The sequence below is a fragment of the Sulfitobacter sp. HI0027 genome, assembly GCF_001634775.1.
Lineage (GTDB): Bacteria > Pseudomonadota > Alphaproteobacteria > Rhodobacterales > Rhodobacteraceae > Sulfitobacter.
This window is the reverse complement of record NZ_LWER01000001.1, coordinates 12,364-31,761: the sequence shown is the minus strand read 5'-3', so window position 1 is coordinate 31,761 and position 19,398 is coordinate 12,364. Positions and strand designations below refer to the sequence as shown.

At 61.2% G+C, this 19,398-nt stretch carries 23 protein-coding genes and 1 tRNA gene; 11 read left to right on the top strand and 13 right to left on the bottom strand.

Going from position 1 to position 19,398, the window contains the following annotated elements:
• Nucleotides 1-2: 2 nt before the first annotated feature.
• Entirely contained in the window at nucleotides 3-1,331 is a 1,329-nt protein-coding gene (locus tag A3722_RS00165) for a hypothetical protein (RefSeq protein WP_067915836.1), read from the bottom strand.
• 89 nt (nucleotides 1,332-1,420) lie between these two features.
• Between A3722_RS00165 and A3722_RS00160 the strand changes: the two genes are divergently transcribed.
• Complete coding sequence (locus A3722_RS00160) at nucleotides 1,421-1,897, top strand: MmcB family DNA repair protein (protein ID WP_236627296.1); 477 nt, start codon at nucleotides 1,421-1,423, stop codon at nucleotides 1,895-1,897.
• A gap of 97 nt (nucleotides 1,898-1,994) precedes the next feature.
• Here the strand turns inward: A3722_RS00160 and A3722_RS00155 are convergent, their stop codons facing one another.
• On the bottom strand, nucleotides 1,995-2,183 hold the full coding sequence (locus tag A3722_RS00155; RefSeq protein WP_067624462.1) for a DUF6324 family protein: 189 nt from the start codon (nucleotides 2,181-2,183) through the stop codon (nucleotides 1,995-1,997).
• A gap of 362 nt (nucleotides 2,184-2,545) precedes the next feature.
• On the opposite strand from A3722_RS00155, the gene A3722_RS00150 reads away from it, so the two are divergent.
• Both A3722_RS00150 and A3722_RS00145 read left to right on the top strand, forming a co-directional pair.
• Nucleotides 2,546-2,622, top strand: a tRNA-His gene (locus A3722_RS00150).
• Between the two features lie 185 nt (nucleotides 2,623-2,807).
• Nucleotides 2,808-3,263 carry a PRC-barrel domain-containing protein gene (locus A3722_RS00145; RefSeq protein ID WP_067624464.1) on the top strand — a complete coding sequence of 152 codons (456 nt, stop codon included), beginning with the start codon at nucleotides 2,808-2,810 and terminating at the stop codon, nucleotides 3,261-3,263.
• 80 nt (nucleotides 3,264-3,343) lie between these two features.
• Here A3722_RS00145 and A3722_RS00140 read toward each other — a convergent pair whose 3' ends face one another.
• Both A3722_RS00140 and metF read right to left on the bottom strand, forming a co-directional pair.
• Nucleotides 3,344-3,826, bottom strand: a complete 483-nt coding sequence (locus A3722_RS00140) for a PaaI family thioesterase (RefSeq protein WP_067624465.1) — start codon at nucleotides 3,824-3,826, stop codon at nucleotides 3,344-3,346.
• Between the two features lie 81 nt (nucleotides 3,827-3,907).
• Nucleotides 3,908-4,774 (bottom strand): methylenetetrahydrofolate reductase [NAD(P)H], encoded by an 867-nt coding sequence (gene metF / locus A3722_RS00135; RefSeq protein WP_067624467.1) that lies wholly within the window; start codon nucleotides 4,772-4,774, stop codon nucleotides 3,908-3,910.
• 94 nt (nucleotides 4,775-4,868) lie between these two features.
• On the opposite strand from metF, the gene A3722_RS00130 reads away from it, so the two are divergent.
• Nucleotides 4,869-5,774, top strand: coding sequence for a LysR family transcriptional regulator (locus tag A3722_RS00130; RefSeq protein WP_067624470.1), 906 nt, complete (start codon nucleotides 4,869-4,871; stop codon nucleotides 5,772-5,774).
• A 109-nt stretch (nucleotides 5,775-5,883) separates the two neighbouring features.
• Here the strand turns inward: A3722_RS00130 and A3722_RS00125 are convergent, their stop codons facing one another.
• Entirely contained in the window at nucleotides 5,884-6,924 is a 1,041-nt protein-coding gene (locus A3722_RS00125) for an NADP-dependent oxidoreductase (RefSeq protein WP_067624474.1), read from the bottom strand.
• A 166-nt stretch (nucleotides 6,925-7,090) separates the two neighbouring features.
• Between A3722_RS00125 and A3722_RS00120 the strand changes: the two genes are divergently transcribed.
• Nucleotides 7,091-7,876: an inositol monophosphatase family protein gene (locus A3722_RS00120; RefSeq protein ID WP_067624477.1), complete on the top strand. Its 786-nt coding sequence runs from the start codon at nucleotides 7,091-7,093 to the stop codon at nucleotides 7,874-7,876.
• On the opposite strand, the gene A3722_RS00115 is transcribed toward A3722_RS00120, so the two are convergent.
• Nucleotides 7,877-8,167, bottom strand: coding sequence for a DUF6476 family protein (locus A3722_RS00115; RefSeq protein WP_067624480.1), 291 nt, complete (start codon nucleotides 8,165-8,167; stop codon nucleotides 7,877-7,879).
• Between A3722_RS00115 and A3722_RS00110 the strand changes: the two genes are divergently transcribed.
• Nucleotides 8,166-9,212, top strand: coding sequence for an RluA family pseudouridine synthase (locus A3722_RS00110; protein ID WP_067624483.1), 1,047 nt, complete (start codon nucleotides 8,166-8,168; stop codon nucleotides 9,210-9,212). The genes A3722_RS00115 and A3722_RS00110 overlap by 2 nt on opposite strands.
• A gap of 173 nt (nucleotides 9,213-9,385) precedes the next feature.
• Nucleotides 9,386-10,282: an RNA polymerase sigma factor RpoH gene (rpoH, locus tag A3722_RS00105; protein ID WP_067624486.1), complete on the top strand. Its 897-nt coding sequence runs from the start codon at nucleotides 9,386-9,388 to the stop codon at nucleotides 10,280-10,282.
• A gap of 50 nt (nucleotides 10,283-10,332) precedes the next feature.
• Here rpoH and A3722_RS00100 read toward each other — a convergent pair whose 3' ends face one another.
• On the bottom strand, nucleotides 10,333-10,971 hold the full coding sequence (locus A3722_RS00100; RefSeq protein WP_067624489.1) for a GntR family transcriptional regulator: 639 nt from the start codon (nucleotides 10,969-10,971) through the stop codon (nucleotides 10,333-10,335).
• A gap of 89 nt (nucleotides 10,972-11,060) precedes the next feature.
• Here A3722_RS00100 and A3722_RS00095 point away from each other — a divergent pair, with 89 nt between their 5' ends.
• The 3 genes from A3722_RS00095 to A3722_RS00090 all read left to right on the top strand — a co-directional run bounded on the left by A3722_RS00095 (nucleotide 11,061) and on the right by A3722_RS00090 (nucleotide 12,738).
• Nucleotides 11,061-11,621, top strand: coding sequence for a dual specificity protein phosphatase family protein (locus A3722_RS00095; RefSeq protein WP_067624491.1), 561 nt, complete (start codon nucleotides 11,061-11,063; stop codon nucleotides 11,619-11,621).
• A 204-nt stretch (nucleotides 11,622-11,825) separates the two neighbouring features.
• Nucleotides 11,826-12,212: a hypothetical protein gene (locus A3722_RS23745; RefSeq protein ID WP_150120014.1), complete on the top strand. Its 387-nt coding sequence runs from the start codon at nucleotides 11,826-11,828 to the stop codon at nucleotides 12,210-12,212.
• A gap of 256 nt (nucleotides 12,213-12,468) precedes the next feature.
• Nucleotides 12,469-12,738 carry a DksA/TraR family C4-type zinc finger protein gene (locus A3722_RS00090; RefSeq protein ID WP_067624494.1) on the top strand — a complete coding sequence of 90 codons (270 nt, stop codon included), beginning with the start codon at nucleotides 12,469-12,471 and terminating at the stop codon, nucleotides 12,736-12,738.
• A 2-nt stretch (nucleotides 12,739-12,740) separates the two neighbouring features.
• On the opposite strand, the gene A3722_RS00085 is transcribed toward A3722_RS00090, so the two are convergent.
• The 6 genes from A3722_RS00085 to A3722_RS00060 are packed head-to-tail and all read right to left on the bottom strand — an operon-like array spanning nucleotide 12,741 to nucleotide 18,754.
• A complete protein-coding gene (locus A3722_RS00085; protein ID WP_067624497.1) occupies nucleotides 12,741-12,983 on the bottom strand; it encodes a hypothetical protein in 243 nt (80 codons plus the stop codon).
• Nucleotides 12,983-14,803 carry a M3 family oligoendopeptidase gene (locus tag A3722_RS00080; protein WP_067624500.1) on the bottom strand — a complete coding sequence of 607 codons (1,821 nt, stop codon included), beginning with the start codon at nucleotides 14,801-14,803 and terminating at the stop codon, nucleotides 12,983-12,985. Before A3722_RS00080 ends, A3722_RS00085 begins: the two co-directional genes overlap by 1 nt.
• A 56-nt stretch (nucleotides 14,804-14,859) precedes the next feature.
• Nucleotides 14,860-16,458: an ATP-dependent DNA ligase gene (locus tag A3722_RS00075; protein ID WP_067624503.1), complete on the bottom strand. Its 1,599-nt coding sequence runs from the start codon at nucleotides 16,456-16,458 to the stop codon at nucleotides 14,860-14,862.
• A complete protein-coding gene (locus tag A3722_RS00070) occupies nucleotides 16,455-17,459 on the bottom strand; it encodes a ligase-associated DNA damage response exonuclease (protein WP_067624506.1) in 1,005 nt (334 codons plus the stop codon). Before A3722_RS00070 ends, A3722_RS00075 begins: the two co-directional genes overlap by 4 nt.
• Nucleotides 17,460-17,516: 57 nt before the next feature.
• On the bottom strand, nucleotides 17,517-18,464 hold the full coding sequence (locus A3722_RS00065; RefSeq protein ID WP_067624508.1) for an alpha/beta fold hydrolase: 948 nt from the start codon (nucleotides 18,462-18,464) through the stop codon (nucleotides 17,517-17,519).
• Nucleotides 18,464-18,754, bottom strand: coding sequence for an SCP2 sterol-binding domain-containing protein (locus A3722_RS00060; protein WP_067262473.1), 291 nt, complete (start codon nucleotides 18,752-18,754; stop codon nucleotides 18,464-18,466). The genes A3722_RS00065 and A3722_RS00060 overlap by 1 nt, the downstream gene beginning before the upstream one ends.
• 74 nt (nucleotides 18,755-18,828) lie before the next feature.
• Here A3722_RS00060 and A3722_RS00055 point away from each other — a divergent pair, with 74 nt between their 5' ends.
• Nucleotides 18,829-19,386 (top strand): hypothetical protein, encoded by a 558-nt coding sequence (locus tag A3722_RS00055; RefSeq protein WP_067626680.1) that lies wholly within the window; start codon nucleotides 18,829-18,831, stop codon nucleotides 19,384-19,386.
• The last annotated feature ends 12 nt before the right edge of the window (nucleotides 19,387-19,398 follow it).

Genomic DNA, 19,398 nt, shown 5'->3' with positions numbered 1-19,398 from the left:
GCTCATGTGCTTTTTATCGGCGTGACGTGGCCGGGGGCGTCTTCACGCACGCTCTCATCGGGCAAAGGGGCGGCTTCGGCGGTGGGGCGTCTGTGGGCGGGGCTTTCTTGCATCGCCACATCGACATCGCGCACGGCGGCCAGTGCTGCGCGCAGCTCGGCAAGGGTCAGCGTGTCTTCGACCGCGGCCCCCTCGCGGCCAGAGCGGATCGCGCCTTGGGTAATGGCGAGGATCATCACCAGCACGGCGGGCAACAGGTCAATCGCAATCGCACCGGCCCAAGAGGGCACGAAGTTGCGCGCATAGAGGATCACCGCATCGGCGCTGGAAATCGGGGTATAGGTCGTGTCGGCGGCGGGCGGCATGGCCTGCACATCCTGCGCCGCGCGTTCCAATGTCGCTGCGCGCTGCGCCAGCACTTCGAGCACCGAGGTGATCGTTGCGCCCTGCGCGCCGCGCTGTTCTTCGTTGCTGCCGTCCAGTTCCGGCAGCACGACGGAGGCCGCCAAATCCTGCGCCGCGCGTTCAACCAGTGGTGCCACCGAAAGTTGCCGCAAACGGGTGATCAGACCGGCAAGGCGCACGGCCTGTTCGGAAAACTCGACCGAGCGTGCTTGGACCGGGCCGGGCTCTACCGTCAGCGCGCGCATCCGGCTGAGGATTTGGTTTCCTTCGGCAAAGGCATCATTCACCAGCGGGGTCTGCGTGGCGATCTGCGCCTCTAGCCCTGCCAATTCCGCCGATTTCTGCCGCAGGACGCGGAAGACCGCGCCGCGCCCGGCAAGGCCCGAAAGGCTGCCTGCGGCCTCTTGTTCGCTCAGGTCCTCGAAACTCTGTCTGACCCGCGCCACGTCACGCTCAAGCCCTTGAGCGGAAAGAGCGATTTCATGGGTGCGCTCCAGCGCGCCTTGGTAGTCCTGCACCGTCTCGGCCAGATGCTGTTCGACCGCCGCCGACCCGGCCAGCGCCGCGGCGTTCAGCCAACTCGACATCGCGATGATCGCCACAGAGCCGAGACCCATCGCCCCCAAAAGCCCCATCCGCGCCCGTGTCGTGCGCACGGCAGGGAAGAGCCGCAGGAGATAGGACCAAAAGACGAAGATACCGACCGAAACCGCCACGGAATAGGCGATCGCGGCAAAGGCCGACATGGCGCCGTTGTCATCGAGCAGTGAGGAGACGCCAAGGTAGGTGTAGATGCCCGAGGCCACGGCGAGGACACCAAGCGCCGTGCCAGAGAATGTGTCGAGCCATGTCAAATGGCCCTCTAATTCACGGGCATAGCGCACCCCGCGCGCCTGTGTCTCACTCATCGGTTCGCGTTGTGCCATGGGCCCCCCTCGCTTTGCTTGTTTGAAGATAGGGGGTTGTGGGGGAAATACCAAACTTTCCGGTTTGGGCTCTTGCGAATGTTCACTAAATGTTCATACTTGTCGCTATGATGGAAAACGAGATACGACAGTTCCAACCCGGTCAGCTTCTGGCGCGGGGGGTGATGCGGCATTTGGCCGATCTGGGTTTCGCCTCTGTTGAGGAACTGGTGCCAACGCGCGGCCTGCGGGTGGACGTGATGGCACTTGGCCCGAAGGGGGAGATTTGGATCGTCGAATGTAAATCCTGCCGCGCCGATTTCATGGGCGACGCAAAATGGGAGGGCTATTTGGAATGGGCGGACCGGTTCTTTTGGGCCGTCGACAGTGATTTTCCGGTAGAGCTGCTGCCGGAGGAAAGCGGCCTTATCATCGGTGACGCCTATGGGGCCGAGATTGTGCGAATGAGCGACGAGACCAAGCTTGCGCCCGCCCGGCGCAAGGTGATGGTGCAAAAGTTCGCGACCCATGCCGCCCGGCGCCTGCACCGGCTGCGCGATCCAGATATGGCGCCGAACTGGTCTTGATAGTGGGGCTGAGCGCAGTTTTTGCTTCGAAAGTAGTGCCTTGGCAGAGCGCTGGAAGAACGCAATGCCCTGCGGGCTGCCTGTCCCTCAAGGGGGCTTAACGCCCCTTTTTGCCCGCGCGGTTCGCTGCGGCCATGATTTCTTCGGCGATTTCGCGGGCTTCCTCGGGCGTGAAATCCATCGGAATTTCAACGCCGTCCCCTTCGACAAAAAGGCGGACCATGCCTTTGTCGGTCGGGCCGATTTGCAGGTTTGCTTCGATATCGCGTTCGGTGTCGATGCCCATGGGAGCCTCCGGTTTGGTGGGGCTTATCGCTAGCGCGGAGTGGCGGAAAAGGCAAGGGATCTTGCGGTGTTGCGGGACTGTGGCGACCGGGATTCGGCATGGTGCGGATGCGTGCGGGAAACGCTGACCCTCTATGCGGCACGTGGTGGGCTCTGATGCCGTTTTTTGGCACACCTCTGAGCCGAAAGGGCTGAACAAGGCGCGGTGTAGGGGCAGGGGCGCAAGAACCAGTGGCCAGCCACCGAAGTTTCCCCCGGAAAAGGCGATGGTCGGGAAGACGTGAAAATTCTGCCGAAAACCGACCATTCTTCTGTCCCTGAGGTCTTGCATTCCTCTACCACGGGCGCTAAATCCGCCCCAGTGCCGCCTTAGCTCAGTTGGTTAGAGCGCTTGATTGTGGATCAAGAGGTCCCTGGTTCGAGACCAGGAGGTGGTACCATCCCCCCCCCCCACTTTTCGTGCATCGGCCACTCTTTCCAGTGAGACTAGCGCCTTTCCGCGAGGGCTGGCCGCGTAGTGCCGCGCCGGCGTTTCCACGCTAACCCATAGAATCTAAGCCTTTTCTGGAACGTTCACCCTCAGCTTTCGTTGTAACCACAGCAATTGACGAAAGAGGAGAGAGACATGAAAACGCTCACAGCCAGCACCCTTGCCCTGACAATCGCAGGCACCGCCGCTTTCGCAGAAGCCCATATGGTCGACCATTCCAACCTCGACAGTGTGGCGATGAACGAGATGCGCGGCGATCTGATCCGCTCGCGGGATATCACCGGTGGAGAGATCTTCACCATCAACGAAGCCGGCGACGAATGGAGCCCCAACACGGCATATTCCGAAATCGGCACCGACTGGAACGAGATCGGTGAGATCGAAGACATCGTTCTGTCCAAAAATGGCCAAATGGTCGGTATCGTGGCCGAAGTCGGTGGTTTCCTTGATATCGGTGACAAACATGTCATGATTTCTACGCCCGACGTGAACCTCGTGGCCGTCGACGACCAAACCTATGCCTATGTTACCCGTCTGAGCGAAGAAAAACTGGAAGCGCTGCCCAGCGTTGACGAAGGTTTCTGGGACTGATCTGAACGGTTAACTCTTTGCCGAAAGAGTTTTGACCCCGGCGTGGCGCCGTCCACGCCGGGGTTTTTTCATGGATGGCGTTAGCCCAACTTCATCACGATGCAGGTGGTTGAGCCGGTGGCATAGAGTTTGCCATCCTCGACCCCGCGTATTTCACCATGCGCCACACCGGTGGAGCGGCCTACGTGATCGGTCACGCCGATGCAGTCGATCTCCATCCCCAAGGGCAGGCCCCGCAGGATATTAATCTTGTATTCCAAAGTGGTATAGACCGAGCCGCGCGGCACTTTCGTCATCACCGCGCAGGCCATCGCCGAATCGAGCAGCGTGCCGTACCAGCCGCCATGCACCGTGCCCATCGGGTTGGTCATGGCGAAGCTCGGCGCGCCGCGAAAAACAATGCGGCCTTCTTCGACCGAATGCAGCGCATAGCCCATGGTTTGGCCAATGGGCGGGCCGGGGTTGGTGCCGTCGAGGATGGCCTGCATGAACTCCAGCCCCGACAGTTTCAGGGCCTCGGATTGGGACAAAAGGTCAGCAGGGCTTTGGGCGATGCGGGGCATGGTCTTCTCCGGCAGATGAATTTCGCCGGAGGATACGCCCGAGCGGGGCAGGGGCAAGCCCCTGCGCCCGAGGTGCCAAGTTTACGCGACGTCCGACAGATCAACCTGCGGCGTCACACCGATGGCGCGGCAAACATCGCGGGTCAGTTCGGCGCGGTTGAGCGTGTAGAAATGCAGTGCGTCCACGCCCTCGTCGATCAATTCGCTGCACAGTTCGGTGCACATGGCTTGCGCCAGCAGGTCATGACGGTCATCGCGGATCGCCGCTTCATAGGCTTGGTCGACCCATTCCGGGATGGGCGTGCCACATTTGACGGCGAATTTGCGGGCTGAGGTCCAGTTGACCACTGGCAGGATGCCCGGCGTGATCGGCTTGTCGATGCCCGCTTTGACGCAGGCGTCGCGGAAGCGCAGAAAGGTATCGGCTTCAAAGAAGAACTGGGTCAACGCCTCGTCCGCGCCCGCGTCGAACTTGCGTTTCAGCCAATCGATATTGGCCTGCTGGTCGGCCGCTTCGGGGTGCGGGTCGGGGTAGGCGCCCACTCGGATGGTGAATTTGCCGGTTTTCGCCAGCGCCTCGATCAACTCGCAGCTATCGGCAAAACCGTCTGGATGCGGCTCGAACTTGTCGGTGCCCGCCTGCGGATCGCCGCGCAGGGCGACGATGTCTTTGATGCCCGCTTCGGCGAATTTATCGGCGACTTCCATGGTTTCCGCGCGGCTGGCCCCCACGCAGGTCAGGTGCCCGGCGACAGGCAGACCGGAGGTACGGTGCAGCACATGGGCCGAATCATGGGTCAGATCCCGGGTCGTGCCACCCGCGCCATAGGTGACCGAGAAGAAACGCGGCGCCAGTGGGGCCAGCGCCTGAGCTGCATCCCACAGTTTGAACGCCGCGCCAACGGTGCGGGGCGGGAAGACTTCGAAGGAAACGGCAGGCGTGGTCATTGAGAGATCCTTTTGGCGGTTTCACGTCTTGTCTCACATCTAGCCTTGTGAGACAAACTCATAACATTCATCTTGAACATGAGTAATGCCTCACATGCACATTGAGTTCCGTCACCTGCGCACAATCAAGGCCATTCACGAGGCGGGCGGGCTGGCCCGCGCGGCGGATCAGATGAATATCACGCAATCGGCGTTAAGTCATCAGGTGAAGGGCTTGGAGGATCAGGCGGGGGTTGAGTTGTTTGTCCGGCGCTCAAAACCGTTGAAGCTGTCGCCCGCCGGGCAGAGGTTGTTGAAACTGGCGCAGCAGGTCTTGCCACAGGTCGAAGCCTTGCAAGATGAATTTTCGGGGTTGAGGGCAGGCAGCACGGGGCGGATGCATATCGCCATTGAATGTCACGCTTGTTTCGAGTGGCTTTTCCCGGTGTTGGAACAGTTCCGGCGGCATTGGCAGGATGTGGATGTGGATATCCGCCCTGGTCTGGCATTTGACGCGCTGCCCGCTCTGCTGCGCGAAGAGGTTGATCTGGTGGTGTCATCGGATCCCGAAGAACTGCCGGGGGTCGAGTTTGTCGAACTCTTTGATTACAATCCGGTTTTCGTGGCGTCGCAAAGCCACCCTCTGGCCGAGAGACCCTTTGTGGAGGCGGCTGATTTTCGTGGTGAGACGCTCATTACCTACCCGGTGGAACGGACGCGACTGGATGTGTTCAGCCAGTTGTTGATCCCCGCCAAGGTCGAGCCTGCAGCGATCCGACAGGTTGAGCTAACGGCGGTGATCTTGCTATTGGTGGCGTCCAATCGCGGGGTGTCGGTCCTGCCGGACTGGGTGGTGCGCGAGGTGAAATATTCGTCGGATTACGTCACGCGGCCTTTGACGGCGCAGGGTATAACGCGGCGGCTTTATGCGGCGGTGCGCAAGGATGATCTGGGCAAACCGTTTATGGATGAGTTGTTGAAACTGGCCGGGCAAGAGGCGCGGAAGTTGCAGCGGGCCTGAGGGTTGCTGAGGGGCAGCGCCTTGCCTCATCAAGTCGCCTACCCGGGGAACGGGCGGGCGATGGCCCGGCGCCTGCGGCTAGTTTCCGGGCCAAAGCTATGCGCAATGCTTACTTTACCTTAACGATAGCCTTGCCAGTATTGCCGCCATTCAGCATGTCGATGAACGCCTGCGGCGCATTCTCTAGCCCCTCGGTGATGTCCTCTTTCACCTTCACACGTCCATCCGCGACCATCGGGGCCACCTCGCGGTGGAACTCCGGCATGCGGTTCCAGTGGTTCGAGATGATGAAGCCGCGCACGGTGAGGAAATTCACCAAAATTGTTCGCCACAGCCGCGGCGCGGTGAGGCCAGCGCCCTCCGCGTCGGCACCAAGCCCGCCCGCGTTGTACCACGCGATCATGCCGCAAAGCGGGATACGGCCATGCGGGTTCATCAGCGGCAGTACCGCATCCAGCACTTTGCCGCCGACGTTTTCGTAATAAATATCAACGCCATCCGGCGCGGCCTCTTTCAGCGCGGCGCGCAGGGATTTGGCGTCGTCATAGGCGCGGTGGTCAAGACAGATGTCAAAGCCGAAGTCGCGCGTGGCGATCTTACATTTCTCGGCCCCGCCCGCGATGCCGACGGTGCGCAGCCCTTTGGCCTTGGCCAACTGCCCCACCATCGACCCGACAGGCCCCGTGGCGGCCGCGACGACAAGCGTCTCACCCTCTTCCGGCTGGCCGATTTCGTTCAGCCCGTACCAACCGGTCAATCCGGGCATCCCCAGCACACCAAGCGAGGCGGTGATCGGCACGGCTTCGGCGTCGACCTTTTGGCACTGCTTGGCCGGGGCAACGCCGTGGGTCGCCCATCCAAAGGCACCAAAGGCAAAATCGCCAACGTTAAAGCTTGGATCATTGGAGGCGACCACCTTGCCGACGCTGCCGCCCTCCATGAGCCCGCCAATAGGCACCGGCTGCGCATAGGATTTCGCATCATCCATGCGGCCCCGCATATAGGGATCAAGCGACATGTAGTGCACTTCGACCAATATTTCCCCGTCGCCCGGCTGGGGCATATTCGCGCTTTCCAGGCGGAAGTTCTCAGGGGTGGGCGCGCCGTCAGGGCGGCTGGCGAGGACGATTTTTTGCATCTGGTCGGACATGGGATTTCCTTCGGGCTGATTGCTTTGGGTCCAAGGTGTCACCTTGTGCTTTTAAAACAACCCGCACGCTGCGTAAGAATGCCCCAGCGGCCTAGGTTTCTGCCCCCTTGGCAATTGCGCTCTTGCGCCCTATACGTCCCGCCTTATCCATCAAAGGGCGCGAACAATGATCGGCAGTGCGAATCTTAACATCATGATCAAAGCGGCACGCAAAGCGGGGCGTGCATTGGTCAAGGATTTCCGCGAGGTCGAGAACCTTCAGGTCTCGGTCAAAGGTGCGGGCGATTTCGTGACCAAAGCCGACATTGGCGCCGAGAAGATCATCAAAGACGACCTGATGGGCGCGCGCCCGACCTACGGCTGGCTGGCCGAAGAGGGCGGCGAGGAAGAGGGCCAAGACCCAACGCGCCGTTGGATCGTCGACCCGCTGGATGGCACGACCAACTTCTTGCACGGCCTGCCGCATTGGGCCGTCTCCATCGCGTTGGAGCATAAGGGCGAAATCGTTGCCGGGGTGGTTTTCGACCCTGCCAAGGATGAGATGTTCTTTGCCGAAAAAGGCACTGGCGCTTGGATGAACGAAAGCCGCCTGCGCGTGTCGGGCCGTCACCGCATGATTGAATCGATCTTTGCCACGGGCTTGCCTTTCGGTGGCCGTGCCGATCTTCCCGAAACGCTGAAGGATCTGGGCCGTCTTTTGCCCGTTTGCGCCGGTGTGCGCCGCTGGGGTGCGGCTTCGCTTGATCTGGCTTACGTCGCTTCGGGCCGCTACGATGGGTTTTGGGAACGTCGTTTGAAGCCGTGGGACGTGGCCGCAGGCATGTTGATCGTCAAAGAGGCCGGTGGCCTTGTCGAGGCGATCCGTCCTGAGCGCAATATCCTGCAGCACGGCGAGATTATCTGCTCGAACGAGCCGATATATTCGACCTTCGCCAAAACGATCCGCGGCTGATTATTCGATCGCTACCGTCTGGCGCAATTCGCCGGTCAACTGGTCAAAGATCAGGATCTCATCCGCATCCGTCACCACCGCATACCAGCCGCGCCCTTGCGTAAATGCCTGGGCGCTGCTGCCATCGGGCAGGGTAATGCTGCGCGGCATGGTCGGGCCTTGATCGCTCAGACGGGTGACAAGCACGAAGATCAGCACTAGAACCCCGCCAATCATCACGACGGTCAAGACCGTCACCATCCGCCGCAGAAACCGCAGGTTCGCCGGTTCATCAGGGTTGTTCGTGTCCATGTCTCACCGCCGCATTGATTTCATTCTGGGCGATAGCCCGCCCGCCCGTCTTGATAAGGCGCTGGCCCGCGATGTGCCAGAGGAAGCGAACCTGTCGCGCACGCGATTGGGCCGGTTGATCGCCGACGGGGCCGTGACGCTGGACGGTGTCAAAGTCCAAGACCCCCGCGCCAAAGTGGCAGAAGGGCAGGCGGTGCAGATCACGGTGGAAGAAGCGGCAGAGAGCCACATCCTGCCCGAAGATATCCCCCTGTCGGTGGTGTTCGAAGATGACGACCTGATCGTGATCGACAAACCAGCGGGCATGGTGGTGCATCCCGCCCCGGGCTCGCCTTCCGGCACGCTGGTTAACGCATTGTTAGCACACTGTGGCGATGATCTCTCGGGCGTGGGCGGGATGAAGCGGCCCGGCATCGTGCACCGGATTGACAAGGACACCACGGGACTGCTGGTTGTCGCCAAATCCGACGCGGCGCATCACGGGCTGGCGGCGCAGTTCGAAAAACATACGGTTGAGCGGTATTATCAAACGCTTGTCTACGGTGTGCCGGATGCCAATGACCCGCGTCTGCGCGGTGTTAAGGGCGCATCCTTTGAGGCGGGAAACATCCTGCGTATGACCACCCAACTGGCGCGGCACAAGACCGACCGCCAGCGGCAGGCGGTGCTGTTCCAAGGCGGCCGCCACGCCGTAACCCGCGCCCGCACGGTTGAACGTTTTGGCACGCCACCCGTTCTGGCACTGCTGGAATGCTGGCTTGAAACGGGGCGCACGCACCAGATCCGCGTGCATATGTCTCACGCGGGCCACGGTTTGGTGGGGGATGCGACCTATGGCGGGCGGCGCAAGCTGGCCAAAGCGGCCTTGCCCGAGGCCACCGCCGAGGCCATCCGCGCCTTCCCCCGTCAAGCGCTGCACGCCGCTGTTTTGGGCTTTGAGCATCCGGTGACGGGCGAAAACCTGCGGTTTGAAGCGCCTTTGCCGGCCGATATGGCGGCGCTGTTGCAATTGCTCCGTGAAGGGCCCGCAAGCCCGTCGGCGTGACCCCGCCACCTCAGGGAACCGCCCTAGGATTGATTACGTTCTGTTCACAGAAGCTGTGCAATCATGAACAAAAGCGTGAAGGCTTCTGTCTTGAAAGCACGAAGGGGGCCGCCCATATTGCATGTTAAGCGAAATAACATAGGCCCCGATCAAACTGGGGAAAGGGACAAGACATGGCAAATTATGCAAATCTGCCCGCACCGACACCAGAAGGCGGGCTGAACCGCTATATGCAAGAGATCCGCAAGTTCCCGCTGTTGGAGCCTGAGGAAGAATACATGCTGGCCAAACGTTGGGTCGAGGAACAAGATACCGAAGCCGCGCACCGCATGGTCACGTCGCACCTGCGTCTTGCTGCGAAAATCGCGATGGGCTACCGGGGCTATGGGCTGCCGCAGTCCGAGGTGATCTCGGAAGCGAATGTCGGCCTGATGCAGGCGGTCAAACGTTTCGATCCGGAGAAGGGCTTCCGCCTTGCGACCTACGCGATGTGGTGGATCCGCGCGTCGATTCAGGAGTATATCCTGCGGTCGTGGTCGCTGGTGAAACTTGGCACGACTTCGGGTCAGAAGAAGCTGTTTTTCAACCTGCGTAAGGCAAAGAACAAGATCGGTGCCTTGGAAGAAGGCGATCTGCGCCCCGAAAACGTGACAGAGATTGCGACCCAACTGGGCGTGACCGAAGCTGAAGTCGTTTCGATGAACCGGCGGATGTCGGGCGGGGATGCCTCGCTCAACGCCACCGTCGGGTCCGAAGGCGAAGGCACGATGCAGTGGCAAGATTGGTTGGAGGACGAAGACGCCGACCAAGCGGGCGACTATGCGGAACGTGACGAGTTGGAAACCCGGCGTGAGATGTTGGCCGAAGCCTTGGACGTGCTGAACGACCGTGAAAAGGACATTCTGACCCAACGCCGCCTGTCGGATGAAACGGTCACTTTGGAAGACCTGTCGTCGCAATATGATGTCAGCCGCGAACGTATTCGCCAAATCGAAGTGCGTGCTTTTGAAAAGTTGCAGAAGCGCATGCGCGACCTGGCGAAAGAAAAAGGCATGATGGCGGCCAGCTAATTCTCGGTCAGCTTAACATAGATGGCCCCGCTCGCAGGAGCGGGGCTTTTTTACGTCTGGCTTGGGCCGGCAAGCCTACCTTCGATTTCCGCAATCTGTTCAAAGCAGACGGCAAGGGTGCCGCTCTTCATCGCGCGGGCCGCGGTTTGTAGCACCTCACGCAGATGCGCAATCTGGGCCTGTGGCTGGGTTTCGAAATCCCGCAGCGACCACCTGAGCAGGCGCCAATAGGCCGCGCGAAAAGCATCACTGAGGATCGGGTTCTCAATCATCTCGGATAAGGCATTCAAAAGCTGGGCGCGTATCTCGAAAAACGCCTCGGCTTGGTCCAGCTGGCTGATGTCCATCATCCCCAAAAGCCCGGCCAGCGACATGAATTGCGTGGGCGGCGCAGGGCTAGAGGGGGCGCATTTGGCCGCGGCCTCGATAATCGCGGCTGCTGCGCAGATATCGTCAGCGCGCATCGACTCCTCCAAGGGCGTCACGACAGAGCCGACACCGGATTTAACGGCGATCATCCGTTCATAGGCCAACCGTTGCAGCGCTTGTCGGATCGGCGTGCGGGAGACGCCAAATCGCTGCGCTAAGGCCACCTCGTGCAACATACCATCCGCGATGTCGCGATTCAGGCAGATATCCGCCCGGAGCGTGTCAGCAATCGCTGCGCTGGATTTGACTTGGTTGAGCATCGCCCGGCGTCCTTCGGTCTGTTCACATCTTGCCTGATTAACATGTATACAGGTGTCGCTGCGCTTACTCAAATTTTATGGATGCTGTTATGTCTGGCAATCTGCCTTTTTTCGATCCCGAAGCGACCTCGATACGCGCCGTCATCCCGACCCCGCGCGGGGGGCATCTGGCGATGACCGGCTTTCCGGGGCTGTTGACCCATGTCGATGGCTCAGCCTATCTCGATCCGCATCAAATGGCCGAAACCTTGGAAGGGTTGCGTGCGACCGGCGCGCGCCAATTGCTCATCCTGACTGAGGAAGCAGAACTTCCCAAGGGGGCGTTTCCTTTGATTTCAGAGGTTTCTCAACCCCTTGGCCTGACGCTTTCTTTCGCGGCGATCCAAGATTTCAATGTGCCCGGCGACGCTTTCCTGACGCAATGGCCGGAACGTCGGGCCGGTTTTGAGCAGGCGCTGGCGGCTGGGGAGACGGTGGCCCTGTCGTGCCAATACGGGGCGGGCCGTAGCGGAGTTATTGCGGCATGGTTGCTAATAGGGTGCGGTCTGGCGGCGGCTGACGCCATCGCCTTGGTGCGCGCTCACTTTCCTGAGGCAATCGAGAATCGGCTTCAGGAAAGGTGGCTCCTAGACGTCGAAAAGGTGGGTTAGGCGCTGCATTCGCATAGATTATGTGAAAAAAGATTGTCGAATTATACGATTGCCCCATTGTCGGCAAGTTGTCGCCACATTCTTGCCACAATTGGATCGGACAACATGTATACAGGTTGGGCAAACAGCGGAACCTCCCGAGGGAACGCAACAGCCCACAGAAGGGGAAGACTAACGAACAGACGAGTAGAAAGAGGATTAGACATGCAAAGCCGCTCCATCGCGCCAGAAACATCCGGCCCCATCGCATCCCTCAGCGCAGGTGACATTATCCGCCGTAGGCGCGGCTATGAACCCGTTACCGTCTGTCATCCTTCCGATGAATTTCCCGCTGTTCTAAACATTTGCAGCGCGTGTTTCCACAGTGTCCACCATGACCGCGACTTTGGCAGGGTGGAGGCGGTGGTCGAGGTGACCTATACGCACCATCCGCGTGCCATGCCGCAAACGGTGTACCTGCGCACCAACGTGCCGCTGCGCCCTGCCGGGCAGCGCCAAGAGCTTCGCCAACGGCTCATTCAAAGTGCCGTTACCCTGTCCGTCCTGATCAATCGTCGAAATAGAGGAGATACGACCCTGCGTGCTGCTTGACTCACAGCCCAATGCCTAGCAACTGCACCCCCTTATGGGGGTGTTTTTTTGTTGGGCAGGCGGTACGGTCGCGTTTCGCGTAATTATCCTCCGGCGCTTCGGCGCGGCCTGTGAACCTTGTATATTCGCGCAGGCCCCCCATTTGTTACACTCTGATGAGGGCAGCGAGGGCTTGGCATAGATGTGGCCGCAGGTCCGTGACAAGCGGCCCGCGGGCCCCATATCAATGATGAGCATAGCAACAGGAGGGTGTGACATGGCAGGCGGATGGGCGCGTGATGGCGCGGTAAGCGAACAGATCGAAGCATCCATATCGGACGAATTGGCACGGCTGAAAGCCCGCCGCGCGCCGGTGGGTGAGAGCCTGACCCATTGCGCGGAATGCGAAGAGCCTATCCCCGAAGCACGACGCATTGCTCTGCCGGGGGTGAAACTTTGCATTGATTGCGTGCGCGACCGGGACGGGAAGGCGCAGATGCGCGGCGGGATAAACCGGCGCGGGTCGAAAGACAGCCAGTTGAAGTGAGGTTAGGGGCGCATTGCCCTGCGCCGACGCCGAAGAGAGCGCCAGCGCCGATACAACCGCACATCCATCGCCGCCACCATGAAACCAAGCGGTAGCATCCAAAAGCCGAGGATCGGCAAGAACCCAAGGATGCCGCCGCAGATCAGCAGCAGGCCGAGCGCAAACCTGAACCCGGGCGGGACCCGCCTTTGGACCCAAGCAAAGAACGGCGCGAACCTGTCCTTTATGCGCTCGGCGAGGGACATCAGTCCTCCATCGCCTCCAATTCGTCGATCATGTCAGAGATCATCGACAGTCCTTTGTCCCAGAAGGCGGGGTCAGAGGCATCAAGCCCGAAGGGGGCCAGAAGCTCCTTGTGGTGCTTCGATCCGCCTGCTTTCAACATGTCGAAATACTTCTCTTCAAAGCCTTCCTCGCCTTCGGCGTAGACCGCGTAGAGCGCGTTCACCAGCCCGTCGCCAAAGGCATAGGCATAGACGTAGAAGGGCGAATGCACGAAATGCGGGATGTAGGCCCAGAAGGTCTCGTAGCCGTCCATATACTCGAATGCTGGCCCAAGGCTCTCGGCCTGAACGCTCATCCACAGCGCGTTGATGTCGTCGGGCGTAAGCTCCCCGCCGCGGCGCGCTTCGTGCAATTTGCACTCGAAATCATAAAAGGCGATCTGGCGCACGACCGTGTTGATCATGTCCTCGACCTTGCCTGCCAGCAGCACCTTGCGCTCGGACTGCGTCTTGGCCTTGTCGAGCATCTTGCGGAAGGTGAGCATCTCGCCAAAGACCGAGGCCGTTTCAGCCAACGTCAGCGGGGTCGAGGACAGCATCTCGCCCTGATCGGCGGCCAGCACTTGGTGCACGCCATGGCCCAACTCATGCGCCAGCGTCATCACGTCGCGCGGTTTGCCGAGGTAGTTCAGCATCACATAGGGGTGCACGTCCGTTACGGTGGGATGCGCAAAGGCGCCCGGCGCTTTGCCCGGTTTCACGCCGGCGTCGATCCAGCCCTTGGTGAAGAACGGCTTGGCCAACTCGCCCATGCGCGGATCAAAGGCGGTATAGGCTTCCATCACGGTCGCTTCGGCCTGCGCCCAGTCGACCACCTTGGGGTCTTCCATCGGCAGCGGCGCGTTGCGGTCCCAGACCTGCATCACATCAAGGCCGAGCCACTTGCGCTTCAGCTCATAGTAGCGGTGGCTCAGCTTCGGATAGGCTTCGACCACAGCGTTGCGCAGCGCTTCGACGACCTCGGGCTCGACATGGTTGCTGAGATGCCGCCCGGTCTGCGGCGTCTCCATCCCGCGCCAGCGGTCGATGACCTCTTTCTCTTTTACCTGCGTATTGTGAACGCGGGCAAAGGTGCGGATGTTGGCGCCCAGTACCTCGGCCAACTCCCGCGCACCTGCCTCGCGCTTGGCACGGTCGGGGTCGGTCAGCAGGTTCAGCGTGCCCTCGATGGTCAGTGTCTCGCCCTCGACTTCGAACTCCAGGCCGGCGATGGTCTCATCGAACATCCGTTCCCAAGCATCGCCGACGACGCCGAGGTCGTGCAGAAATTTCTCCATCTCATCCGACAGTTGATAGGGCTTCATGGCGCGGATACGGTCGAAGACGGGTTTGTAGCGTGCCAGATCCGGGTTTTCGTCCAAGAGCTTGGCAAGGTGATCGTCGGGCAGTTTGTTCAGTTCCAGCGTGAAAAAGACCAGCGGCGTGGTGTAATCGGTGATTTTCTCTTGGCAGTCGGACATGAATTTGGCCCGGCCTGAGTCCGTCGTCTGCTGGTAATAGCGCAGGCCCGCGTAGGACATGATGCGCCCCGCGACCTGATTGATCTTTTCGTTGCGCAGCACACAGTCGAGCAGCCCTTTGGCGTCGAGCGCGGCCAGATTACCTTGGTAGTCAGTGGCAAAACGCGCGCAGGCTTCCTCTAGCCAGTCGAGGTCGCGCTTCAGTTCGGGCGCGTCTTCGGCGGTGTAAAGGTCACTCAGATCCCATTCCGGCAGATCGCCGAGGTTTTTGCCCCCGGCGCTGGCGTTGGCATCGTGAAGCGGGAAGGGAAGCTGAAACATCGGTGTACCTCATTTGCGTTTCGTCACATCTATGCCTCCGGGCGGGCCGGAACAACCTATCCGTAGATGCGCAGCATTTCTTTCAGATCGTCGAGGGTGTTGGCCTCTTGCAATGGCTTGTCCTTGCGCCAGCGCAGCATGCGCGGAAAGCGCAGGGCGACGCCGGATTTATGGCGTGGGCTGGGTTGGATGCCTTCAAAGGCGATCTCGAATACATGATGCGGCGTGACCTGCCGCACGGGGCCAAAGCGTTGCTGAGTGTTTTTGCGCACCCAAGCGGTGATTTGGCGGAACTCGGCATCCGTCAGGCCGGAATAGGCCTTGGTGAAGGGGACCAGATCATTGCCGTTCCAGACTGCGAAGGTGAAATCGGTAAAAAGGTTCGCCCGGCGGCCCGAGCCCGATTGCGCATAGATCATCACCGCGTCAATGGTCAGCGGGTCCAGCTTCCATTTCCACCAGTCGCCCTTTTTGCGGCCCGAGAGATACGGGCTGTCGGCGCGTTTCAGCATCAACCCCTCGGCCTGCGCTTCTCGCGCGGTGTCGCGCAGGGTGGCCAGTTCGGCCCAATCGGTGAATTGGTGCTGCGGCGACAGGCGCACGGGCGCGTCGGCGGGCAAATCGGCTGCGGCCTGCTCCAACAGCGCGCGGCGCTCGGCAAAGGGACGGTCGCGGATGTCCTCGCCCTGCCATTCCAGCAGGTCGTAGGCGTGCAGCACCACAGGCGCTTCCTTTAGCAGCTTTTTGGGCACAGTCTTGCGTCCGATGCGGGCCTGCAATGCGTTGAAAGATGAAGGGAATTCGGCCCCCGGCTGCCAGACCAGCAACTCGCCGTCGAGCACCGTGCCCGGCGGCAGGTGATCGGCGGCGCGGGCGAGTTCGGGGAAGCGGTCGGTCATCAGTTCTTCGCCGCGTGACCAGACGAAGTAGTCGCCATCGCGCAGGATAAGCTGGCCGCGGATGCCGTCCCATTTCCATTCCGCGCGCCAGTCTTCGGGGGTGCCTAGGGCTTCCGGTCCGTCTTCCAATGCATAGGCGAGGTAGAAAGGGTAGGGGCGCGAGGCGTCGGCGCTGGCGTCTTCGGCCTCAATCAGGCTGTGCCATGTCACGTCATCGGGGTGCCAGTTGCCCATCAAGCGATGCGCCATTTCCGGCTCGGGGCGGCCACTGGCGCGGGACAGGGCGCGGGTCATCAGCTTTTGGCTGATGCCGATGCGAAAGCCGCCGGTGATCAGCTTGTTGAACAGGAACCGCTCGGTGCCGCCAAGCTGTTGCCAAGCCGAAAGGACGAATGCCTTGCGCGCCGCGTCGTCTTCGTCTTTCAGCCCCCGCAGGGCGTTGATCCATGCGGTCAGCGTGCCGGTGTCGTCGTTCTCTACCGGGGGGAGGACCAGCGCGATGGTCTCGGCCAGATCGCCGACGATGGCGTAGCTGTCTTCGAACAGCCACAGCGGCACACCGGACGCCTCTGAGGCCCATTCGCGGAGCTTGGTCGTGGTGACGGCGCGTTTCGGGCGGCGGCCTGAGAAAAGCGCCACGGTCCAAAGACGGTCGTCTTCGGCCGCGGTGGTGAAATACTCGGCCAAAGCGGCGACCTTTACCGTGGTTTTGGTGGTCTGGTCGACGGCGTTGAAAAGAGCGGCGAAATTCTTCATTCGTTGTCGCCTCCCTCGCTGTCGAACTGGGTCGGAACAACCTGCGCGTTCCAGCCTTGATCGTTCAGGTAACGCGTGAAGATATCGGTGTAACCATGCGTTACATATATGTTTTCCGCCCCAGTCTCACGGATCGCCCAAAGCAGCCCATGCCAATCCGCATGGTCCGAGATGACAAACCCCCGATCCCCTGCGCGCCGTCTACGCACCCCGCGCAGCGCCATCCAGCCCGAGGCAAAGGCGCTCTCCTGCGGTCCAAAGCGCCGCGCCCATTGGCTGCCCAAGGCCGAGGGCGGCGCCAGCACCAACGCGCCGGGATGCTCCTTTGGCACCAACTCGGGCGTCACAAGCGTGGTCTCGGGCAGGGTGATGCCCTGTGCGCGCAGCACCGCATTGGTATTTTCCACCGCAGTATGGGTCAGGACCGGTCCGATCGTGGGATCGAGCATCGACAGGAGCCGCTGCGCCTTGCCCAGCGAATAGGCCCCGAGGAAAGCGGTCTTGCCCGCCGCCTTGCAACCCGCCCACCAGTCGTTGATCTGCGCTGCCACCTCGGCCTGCGGTGCCCAGCGAAAGACCGGCAGGCCAAAGGTACTCTCAGTAATGAAATGGTGGCACTGAACCGGCTCAAAGGGTTCTGACATGCCGTCGTCGATCACCTTGTAATCGCCCGACGCGACCCAGACCTCTCCGCCGACCTCAACCCTGATCTGCGCGCTGCCGGGCACATGGCCCGCCGGGTGGAAGGAGACCGTGGCCCCGCCGATCTGCCGCCTCTCGCCATAAGCGATGCCCTCGATGGCAATCTCGCCCAAGCGGTGGCGCATAACGGGCAGGGCCGCGTGGGTGGCAAGGTAGCTGCCCATCCCGTCGCGGGCATGGTCGGCGTGGCCATGGGTGATCAACGCCCGGTCAACGGGGCGCCAAGGGTCGATATAAAAGTCACCGGCGGCACAGTAGATGCCGTTTTCGGTGAAGCTGAGAACGGGTTCGCGTGTCATGCCAAGCTATCTAGGCGGCGCGGGCGGATTGCACAGGAAAATGACGCGGGTTCGGGGTTAACCGGTAATATTGCCCAGATAGAGCTTTTTCAGCCCGTCGAAGATCGGCTTGCGCAGATCAGCCCTCTCCAACAGCACCTCATGCTCGCCGCCCGGCACAATCTCTAGCCGCCCGCCTTTCCACTGCGCCATGCGCCTGTGCACCCGGTCGGTGGCGACGATACGCTCGTTGCTGCCAAGGTAGGTAACGCAAGGAATGTTGGGCGCGGACCGCCCGGCGAGGTGCTTCGTCTCGGCTAGCGCCTCGCGCAGCCAGACGAAGCTGGGGCCACCAAGGCTAAGCTCGGGATGGGCGGCCAGTTGATCGCGCATCATGTCGTACATCTGCGGATCGGTGGTCAGCAGGTTGTCGTCGAAAGGGGCGATGGCGGGGTAGGCTTCGATTTTGGTGCCCGGCGGTAGGCGGTGGCCCTGTCCGACCCGGGGCATGAACTGCGCCAAGGACCATGCAACAGCGCGCAGATGCGGGACGACATAGATGCCCCACATTGGGCCCGTGAAAGCGACGGCCTGCACCGGCAGCCCCTCCATCACAGCGCGCAGCCCGATGCAGCCCCCCATGGAGTGCGCCAGCAGGAAATAGGGCCGCGGCAGGTTCAGACTGCGCGCGGCGTGCAGCATGGCGGCAACGTCTTTTTGATAGTCGCTGAAAACATCCACATGGCCGATGCGGGTATCTGGCAGCAGCCGGTCCGACAGACCCTGACCGCGCCAGTCGATCGCCATAGTGGCAAGGCCGCGCCGCGCGAAGTCGGCGGCGCAAAGCCCGTACTTCTCGATATATTCGGTCCGCCCAGGAAAGAGCAGAACCGTGCCTCGCGCGCCCGCGCAGGGCCAATGACCCAGCCTGATCCGCTTGCCATCCGATGTCTCGGCCCAATGGGCTTGGCCCCCCTCGGGACCGGGGGCGATATCGGTGTAGAGCGGGGCCGGGTCCAGCTGCATCAGCCGAGAACAGCGGCGAGCTTCATCGCCATGCCCATGTCGCCGTCGATCTTGAGCTTGCCGGTCATGAATGCGGAGGTCGGGTTGGTGTCGCCTTCGAGGATCGACTGGAAGGTTTCGGCATCCGCGCTCAGCGTCACGTCGGCCTCTTCGTCAGCGGCGCGCGCGCCGTTCTCGTCCATCATCACGGTGCCTTCACCCTCGATGTCGAACTTGGCCGTGCCGTCAAAGTCGCTGCCGGCCAGCTTTTCGTTCAGCACCACAACCGCTTCGTTCACAATATCGCTCATCGCTCGCCCTTTTTTGGCATTTGGCCCCGCTACGTCTGGAATTGCGGCGGCAGCCTGTTACATTCAGTTTTGTTATGCGCATCATACCCGTCAACCTCAAACATACCGTTGCGGCAGTTGGTAGCTTTGTGTTGCTTGCGGGCATGGCCGTGGCCGAGGGGGCGCTGCCTGAGCTTATGCAAAAGCTGCGCGAGGCCCCGGCGGCCGAAGCCCCCAGAATCACCCATGAAATCGAAGCGCATTGGCAGCGGTCCGGCTCGGCTGCGATGGATTTGCTGCTGTCACGAGGGCGCGAAGCGATGGCAAATGGCGACAGCCGGTTGGCGATTGAGCATTTGACTGCGCTGACCGATCACGCGCCCGAGTTTGCCGAAGGGTTCCACACGCGGGCGCAGGCCTATTATGCGGCCAACCTCTATGGTCCCGCGCTGGATGATCTGGAACGGACACTGGCGCTGAACCCCAACAACTACAACGCGATCTTCGGGCTTGCCGTGATGATACAGGAGTTCGGAGATCTGGGCCGCGCCGCGGCGCTTTACCGTAAGGTGCTCGCCCTCAACCCGCATCACGAAGACGCCCGGTCGGCCCTTGAGGGTCTGCGCCGGGACGGCATCGGGCGCGAGCTTTAATTCAAGGATAGA